The 8,179-nt window shown below is 45.4% G+C and carries 7 protein-coding genes; 5 read left to right on the top strand and 2 right to left on the bottom strand.

Annotated features, from left to right (window positions below):
- Positions 1–267: 267 nt before the first annotated feature.
- From CMM32_02750 to CMM32_02730, 5 genes are all read left to right on the top strand, one after another.
- A complete protein-coding gene (locus CMM32_02750; GenBank protein ID MBT05820.1) occupies positions 268–585 on the top strand; it encodes a DNA-binding protein in 318 nt (105 codons plus the stop codon).
- Between the two features lie 203 nt (positions 586–788).
- On the top strand, positions 789–2,456 hold the full coding sequence (locus CMM32_02745) for an ABC transporter permease (protein MBT05819.1): 1,668 nt from the start codon (positions 789–791) through the stop codon (positions 2,454–2,456).
- Between the two features lie 111 nt (positions 2,457–2,567).
- On the top strand, positions 2,568–3,848 hold the full coding sequence (locus tag CMM32_02740; protein ID MBT05818.1) for a 3-deoxy-D-manno-octulosonic acid transferase: 1,281 nt from the start codon (positions 2,568–2,570) through the stop codon (positions 3,846–3,848).
- A gap of 4 nt (positions 3,849–3,852) precedes the next feature.
- Positions 3,853–4,833, top strand: a complete 981-nt coding sequence (locus tag CMM32_02735; protein ID MBT05817.1) for a tetraacyldisaccharide 4'-kinase — start codon at positions 3,853–3,855, stop codon at positions 4,831–4,833.
- A gap of 1 nt (position 4,834) precedes the next feature.
- On the top strand, positions 4,835–5,740 hold the full coding sequence (locus CMM32_02730) for a lauroyl acyltransferase (protein MBT05816.1): 906 nt from the start codon (positions 4,835–4,837) through the stop codon (positions 5,738–5,740).
- A 2-nt stretch (positions 5,741–5,742) separates the two neighbouring features.
- On the opposite strand, the gene CMM32_02725 is transcribed toward CMM32_02730, so the two are convergent.
- Together CMM32_02725 and CMM32_02720 are read right to left on the bottom strand one after the other, a co-directional pair.
- Complete coding sequence (locus tag CMM32_02725; GenBank protein ID MBT05815.1) at positions 5,743–6,573, bottom strand: peptidase; 831 nt, start codon at positions 6,571–6,573, stop codon at positions 5,743–5,745.
- A complete protein-coding gene (locus tag CMM32_02720; protein MBT05814.1) occupies positions 6,570–8,060 on the bottom strand; it encodes an exodeoxyribonuclease VII large subunit in 1,491 nt (496 codons plus the stop codon). Before CMM32_02720 ends, CMM32_02725 begins: the two co-directional genes overlap by 4 nt.
- Positions 8,061–8,179 lie beyond the last annotated feature (119 nt).

Below are 8,179 nucleotides of genomic sequence, written 5' to 3'. Positions count from 1 at the left end.
ATGGTTTTACTCTTTCCTACACGAATGGTTAAAATTGATCGCATCGGCTGCATCAAAAGATACAGACCGGCGCCCTTAGTAGTTGATTTTATGGCCCAAATGCTACCTATACCTGCAATTGGATTTTATTATGATATGATGACATAGCTCAGCGTTTTGGCATAAGCGTGAATAGACAAGGATGGGTTAAAGTAGAAAAGTTGAGGGTAGAATAGACTGAATGCTTGGTGGGTGTTTTTGTATCATTTGAGGTGACTAGGGCATCTAATGGAGTCAACTGAAGGTCACTTTATTATTGGTCAAGTGGTGCGCCATGTACTTTTTGATTACCGAGGGGTAATTTTTGATGTGGACCCTTGTTTTTCTGGAACCCAGGATTGGTATGTGCAAGTTGCAAGGAGCAAGCCGCCCAAAGATAAGCCTTGGTATCATGTAATGGTTAATGATGAAATTCATACAACATATGTGGCTGAGAGACACTTGGAGGTTGATAAATCCGGTCGTCCCATCAAGCATATTTTGCTCGGCAGTGTATTTGGTAGTTTCGTGAATGGCGTATATATACCCAAATTACGAACCAATTAAAGAGTGGGGGTACAATGGGGTTTGAGATTTGATTTTGCTTTTATTCCAATTTAGATGGAAACGCAGTGTTTAATAAAATAACGAAGGGTGATGAGGCTGCAAAAAAAATACAGCCAGAGACGGCCCATCTAGATACAGGTGAGTTGGTTCTTCGTCTGGTGCGCGGTTATCTTTTGCCTCACAAGATCAAGCTAGCGTGTGCGATGCTGTCTATGGTCATTGCTGCCGCGTCTCAACCGTTATTGGCGTGGTTGATGGAGCCTGTTGTTCGCGATATTTTTATCAACAAAGATGAGACCATGTTATTGTTGGTCCCGCTAGCGATAATGCTAATCATGGTCATTGGTGGTGGTGCTAACTTCTGCCAAGCGGTCCTTATGAATTGGGTAGGCCTTCGCATAGTTGCGGATCTACAAATTAAAACCTTCTCTCATATTCTGAATTTGGATCTTGCGTTTTTCCGCAGGACTCAAACGGGAAAGCTCATAGCTAACCTCACGAGTGACTCGTATCTCATACGTCAGGCGACTTCGAGCACTCTTACTAGTCTGGTAAAGGATCTGCTAACTGTGGTGTTTTTAGTCATGCTTATGTTTTATGAAAATTGGCGTTTGGCCTTGGTTGTTTTTTTCGTGTTTCCGCTCGCGGCTTGGCCCATTAGTGTCCTCGGCAAGCGCATGAGAAGTGTGGTCTCTATAACGCAGGGTGAGATTGGTGTGCTAACGAATCTGGTATCCGAGACCGTCCAGGGAGTTAGACACGTGAAGGCGTATAGCATGGAACAGCGTGAAGTCCGGCGCGCAGAGAAAGTAATTAATGGGCTTTTCAGTTTGTATATGCGGGCCACTCGGACGAGAGCATTAACCACGCCGTTGATGGAAATTTTGGGCGGTGTGGCAATCGCGGTGGTAATTTGGTATGGTGGGAGCCAGGTTATAGATGGGATTACAGATCCTGGAGCCTTCTTTGCATTATTTACTGCCTTATTACTGGCGTATAGGCCGATACGGAGTATCGCCAACTTAAATGCCACATTGCAAGAGGGCTTGGCAGCGGCCCAAAGGGTGTTTTCTGTTTTAGATGAGGCTCCAAAAATTTTGGAGGTAGATGGGGCAGGCCCCTTACTAGCGCCAGATGGACCTGTGAAGTTTGACAAGGTAAAGTTTGGCTATACACCGGGTGTTAGAGCGCTTCATGGCATTTCTTTACAAGTAGAGGCCGGTCAGACGGCGGCCTTAGTGGGTCCATCAGGGGCTGGGAAGTCCACTATCCTAAATCTAATTCCTCGGTTCTACGACGTTGATGAGGGTGCAGTTTTCATTGGTTCACAGGCAATTAAGACAGTGAGTATTGGCTCACTGAGAGAGTCAATAGCTCTAGTTAGCCAAGATGTAGTATTATTTGATGATACCATAAAGGCAAATATTGCATATGGTCGTTCGGGTGCCACTGACGAAGAAATTGTTGAGGCTGCTAAACTCGCGGCTGCCGATGATTTTATAGGAAGGCTGTCTCGTGGTTATGACACTTTTGTCGGCGAACGTGGTGCCAAGCTATCTGGAGGCGAACGCCAAAGAATTGCTATTGCCAGAGCTCTCCTGAAGAATGCTCCTATCCTTTTGCTAGATGAGGCAACAGCATCATTAGACGCCGAGTCGGAGAGAGAGTTTCAGGACGCACTCTCGGTCTTGAAGAAGGGTCGTACAACGCTTGTGATAGCCCACAGGCTCGCGACAGTTCGGAGTGCGGATCAAATTTATGTTTTGGATGGCGGACGGGTTGTTGAATCGGGCTCTCATGAGCATCTAATAGGCCTCAGGGGTCTATATAGTCGGCTTTATAGTTTGCAGTTTTCTGAGGGTAGCAAATGATATGAGAGAGTGTTTTGGGTTATTGGATCTGCGGTTCAAGTTGGGTCCTGTGCATGACTGCGTTGGATCAGCTGGAATTGACCTAAGAGAGTTGACCGGTGGTGTGAAACAATGATCAGGTTGTATGCGGCTGCAACTATATTGGCCTGGCCTCTCGTTAGGTTGATCATGTGGCAGCGGGTAAAACAGGGGAAGGAGGATGGACAACGTATAGGTGAGCGATTTGGTCGTATATCCATGCCTCGCCCCGTCGGACCGATTATTTGGGTGCATGCGGCCAGTGTTGGCGAAACCATATCCATTTTACCTCTAGTAGAACGTCTCCTCGTTAATTTTCAGTTAACCAATGTCCTTATAACGACAGGCACCCGGTCTTCAGCAGAAATTTTGGAAAAGAATTTGTCTTGCAAATTATTCCATCAGTTCATACCGATTGATAGGCCTGGAGAAATAAATTCGTTTTTAGAGCATTGGAATCCTGATGTGGCTATATGGGTTGAATCTGAGTTGTGGCCGAACTTGTTAACCGCAGTTCAGAGACGAGGTATTCCAACTTTCCTTGTTCAAGGCAGAATTTCTGAGAAATCTTTTCGCCATTGGCGAATTTTTGGCTGTTTGGTGCGGCCCTTACTTGAAGGTTTTAGCAGAGTGTTAGTTCAGACTCCGGGAGATGCTGATCGTTATAGGGCGCTGGGCGCGGTTGAACCGGTGGTTACTGGCAACCTTAAATATTCTTCTCCCCCCCTGAAGATTGATACAATCGAACTAGCTAAAATAAATTCTAGATTGGGAGGCAGGCCGTGTTGGCTAGCGGCTAGCGTGCATCCGGGCGAGTTTTCTTTGCTGTGTGATGCTCATGTCATAACTAGGAGGCGTTTCCCAAATTTGCTAACTATAGTTGTGCCCCGTCATCCCATTGCTGGCGCTAGTATGGAAAGATCTTCATTGGATTTAGGTATTGCGGTGGCGGTAAGGAGTCGTGGAGAAGAAATTACTGAAGAGACGGAGATTTATATAGGAGATAGCTTGGGAGAATTGGGCATTTTTTATGAAATATGCCCAATTGCCTTTGTTGGTGGAAGCCTCGTACCGCATGGTGGGCAAAATCCACTTGAAGCCATTCAGTTGAGCTCTGTCGTGCTTGTAGGCCCTCATATGTTTAATTTTAGTCAAATTGTTTCCGATTTAGCATCTCAAAATGCATTGGTTTCTGTGCGATCAGCACCATCTTTGGCTCATAAAATTTCTGAGCTTTTGGAATCTCCACATTTACTTGCGGAGCTACGTGCAAAGCAAAAAAGTGCTATATCGGCAAGAGACAATATTTTGGACGACGTATACGCACGAATTATAGAAACCATTCCACATTCAACAAGGTTGTCTTGGGGTTAACTTGATGCCATTACCCGCATTTTGGAGCAACCGCTCATTACTTTCCGAGTTGCTGGCGCCTGTTGGCAAAATTGTCGGCGTGGTTGCTTCATTGCGGGTGGCCTGTGCTCGTCCTAAACGGATTTCAATTCCTGTCATTTGTGTGGGTAATTTAGTTGTAGGAGGGGCCGGCAAGACCCCCATAGTTTTATCCCTAGCTGGAATGTTGAAACAGCGTGGACTCAACGTGCACTGCTTATCACGGGGTTATGGTGGCCGCATTAAAGGTCCTCACCGGGTTAATACGGCTACGGATAGCGCCGAGGATGTGGGTGATGAGGCTTTATTGCTCGCTGGGGCGGCGCCTACTTGGGTGAGTGTAGATAGAGTCTCTGGTGGTCAGTTAGCAGAAATAGACGGAGCCCAAGTTTTGCTTATGGATGACGGCTTTCAAAATTTTTCGATGGCAAAAGATTTTTCTATTTTGGTTATTGATTCGGAGTATGGGTTTGGTAATCAGCGTGTAATGCCAGCTGGGCCTTTGCGTGAAACAGTATCTAGTGGATGTAGGCGTGCGGATTTAGTTGTATTTTTGGGAGGCGAAAACCAAGATATCCAGAGTACGTTACCGCATGGCATACCCGTATTAACTGGTCATCTAACAGTCAAAAAAGAGTTTGGCGGCTTAGATGGTAAATCTGTATTAGCCTTTGCTGGTATTGGCAGACCAGAGAAATTCTTCTCCACTTTAGAAATGCTTAACTGTGATGTGGTTCGATCAATTTCTTTTCCAGATCACCACCCTTACACAGATGAGGAGATTTACGACCTTCAAACGGAGGCGGAAAGTATTGGTGCAGTTTTGGTGACAACAGAAAAAGATAAGGTGCGCCTTCCATTTTTGACTCAGAGTTTAGTTGAGGCAATTCCAGTAGAAGTGGTATGGGATGATGAACAAGCTTTGGACTCTATAGTGGTTAAACTGATTGAAATAGAGGGAATTTAAGGTGGCAAAGTTTTCGCTACTAGGCCGCAACTTTCGGTATGGATTTGAATATTTAATTATATGGATATTACTATCAATTTTTAAGAAGTTATCTTTGGATGTGGCTTCGTCTGCCGGGGGCTGGCTTGCCGAATTAATTGGGCCCAAGTTGGGTAAGCACTCCATTGCAAAACATAATATCACAATGATCTTTCCTGACTGGTCAGAACGAGAAGTTAATGTAGTTTTGAAGGGTATGTGGAATAACCTAGGACGCGTAGTTGGTGAATACCCTCACCTTAATAACATTGATTGTACTAGCCCTAATCCCCGTATTGAGTTATTGGGTCGAGAGCATGTCCAAAAGCTTACTGGCGATAATGTTGGCGCTATAATGGTTTCTGGACACATGGGTAATTGGGAATTGCTTTCCTCTGTGTCAGCCGAATGTGGTTTGCCATTGTTAAGCTTATATAGGTCGGCAAATAATCCTCATGTTGAGAAATTACTTATTAACACGCGTAGTAAAATCGGAGGGACACAGCATCCTAAGAGCATAGGTGGAGTGCGAGCGTTAATTAAAGGGTTGCAAGATAGAGACCACGTGGGAATGTTAATTGATCAAAAGTATAATGAGGGAGTAATGGTTCCATTCTTGGGACAAGACGCGATGACAACGGATACGCCCGCAGCTCTCGCTATACGATTCAAGGTTCCTATAGTCCCAGCCAGGGTGGAGCGGCTGTCTGGTGCCTATTTTAGGGTCACAGTTTTGCCGCCTATGTTGGTGCGGGATTCAGGCGATATAGAGGCAGACAAGAAGCGATTAACAGAGGACATTAATAAATTATTTTCTGATTGGATTGTTGATAAGCCAGAGCAATGGCTATGGTTGCACCGGCGGTGGCCGCTGGAGGTGTTTGAATAGACCTAGTTTTGCTCTTCTCCTAACCCGAAAATAGCTAGTGCCCGTTGAGGGTCGATCCTCTTGTGGAACCAATTGATACGCCAGTCCAAATGCGGGCCAGTGGAGCGTCCCGTACTCCCTACATACCCAATTAATTCCCCTCGACGCACAAACTGATCTGCTGATACAGAGATTTCTTTCATGTGCAGATACGTTGAGCTTATGCCATGCCCATGATCAACGATTACAGTCTTGCCAGAAAGGAGTAGGTCGGTTGCCAGTTGGATTGTTCCATCAGCAGTAGCTACAATTTTTGTTCCACTTTTTGCTGCAATATCTATCCCGTAGTGTGGGGCTCGCACTTCCCCATTCAGTATGCGGTGTGTGCCATAAACCCCGGTTATTTTTCCTTTGACGGGCCAAATAATTCCAGAACGAAAAAAATTGATCGGTGTGTCATTTAGCCTCGCCTGTCGCACTAGGCTTCTATCTAATTTGATCTGCTCTAAAAATGTGTCACTAGGTTTGACCAACACCCCTGGTAAACCTTCTATATGCTGTTCACCATATTCTCTTTGAACTACAGGATATATTCTTAGAGAAGTTGTGCCATCTAGATGTAATGCGCGGATTTTTAGATTTGGCGGATGATCCCAGCCAAGACCGAAAACAAAGTGTCCGTCCTTGTCAACACGAACATTTTTTTCATCCACAGTGACAAGAGATCCTGGGGTAACAACTGCTAAAACAAGATCACCTTGTTGGAGGTTTTTGGGTACTGTGAGCTCCCCACATATAACAACATCTAGCATTAGACATTCTGCCAGTAGAAAAGCTGCTATGCTGGCTTTCATAGTAAATTTCTTTGCGTTTCGTCTTTGAGCTTGGTCACACGTCTTTTTTTCTTGGTCGAAGAATGGGCTCCCTTAACTAGTACTTTTGACTCGCCATCCGCAAATTCAATTTTTGCGGACTTTAGGGACTGTAACTCTCTAGAGCGAGTTACCGGATCATTTTTATTATTCCGAACCACTGCATAGCCACGAGCTAAAACATTTTTATAACTATAACTTTCTAAAAGATTTTTGCTTGAGAGAACGGCGTGGGATTTTTCGCCAATTATTCGAGTCAGGGCCCCCTCTAGGCGGTTATCTCTGGCCCAGTGCAGGTACTCTTCAAGGTATGACCGAAGGATCTGTGCTCCGGCTACAGAGAGCTCTTTCACCCTGAATTGTAGTTTTTGAACATATTGATCGACTTTTTGCTGTGGGTGTGGAACTTGCACTTTAGCTTTTTCAAGTTGTTGGGTTAGATTCGTGAAATAAAATGAGAAGATCCTGGACATAGTCTCAGCACGGTCATCTAGTCTTAATATGGCATCCTCAATGATACGATCCGAGGAAGGCAAAGAGCCTCCCAAAATGTCAATGTCGCGTTTGTTTTCAGAAATAGTACGCTGGATGGTGGCCAGGAGCTGACGTTCTAGCTCCGAAACGCTGCTGACCAATTCGGAACGAACGGGCACTGCCATTTCCGCCGCAGCCGTTGGAGTTGGAGCTCTTACATCTGCGACAAAATCTAATAGGGTGGTATCAGTTTCATGTCCAATCGCACTAATTAGAGGAATGGAGCTCTCTGATGCTGCCCGTATTACTATTTCTTCGTTAAAAGCGAGGAGATCTTCAATGCTCCCGCCGCCGCGGGCCACGATAAGGACATCGGGTTTAGGGGTAGAAGAGCCGGCGCGGAGATTATTGAAACCCTGTATTGCGGCGGCGACTTGTTTAGCAGAGTTGTTGCCTTGGACTAGTACTGGCCAAACAACAATTGGCCTGGGGAAGCGATCGCGTAAACGATGTAATATATCCCTTAATACTGCACCTGTGGGAGAAGTGATAACTCCTATTGTATTCGGGATATATGGGATGGCCTTTTTTCTGTCTTGGTCAAACAAACCTTCCGACGCTAGCTTCTTTCGACGTTCTTCGAGGAGGGCCAACAGGGCGCCAATTCCCGCTGGCTCTAGTTGGGTAATAACTATTTGGTATTGCGAGCGAGCTGCATAGGTTGTGACCCGGCCTTGTGCCACGACTTCTAAGCCGTCTTCGGGGTTAAAGTTAAGGCGTGCAGCGGTGGAGCGCCACATAACGCCGTTTATCACGGATAAATCATCTTTGAGTTTGAGGTAAACGTGGCCAGAATCCGCAAGTTTAAAACCCGAGATTTCACCCCGAATACGAACCTTTTCGAAACTGCTTTCAACGACCTTTTTAAGAGCCGTGGAAATTTCGCTGACACTATACTCGGGGACGTTATTTTTGGGAGTCTTTTGGTCAGACATCAAGATTGTCCATCAATCATGAATTTCATAATATCGCTTTAATATGGGTTTTTAAAGACGATCTTAAAAAAGGATATGTTTATGGAGATTGGTGGCCTTATTTTCAGTGGAACGTGTTA

Source organism: Rhodospirillaceae bacterium, from assembly GCA_002728255.1.
Lineage (GTDB): Bacteria > Pseudomonadota > Alphaproteobacteria > UBA7887 > UBA7887.
Note: the sequence above shows the minus strand (reverse complement) of the source record. Positions and strands in the feature narration are given on the sequence as shown.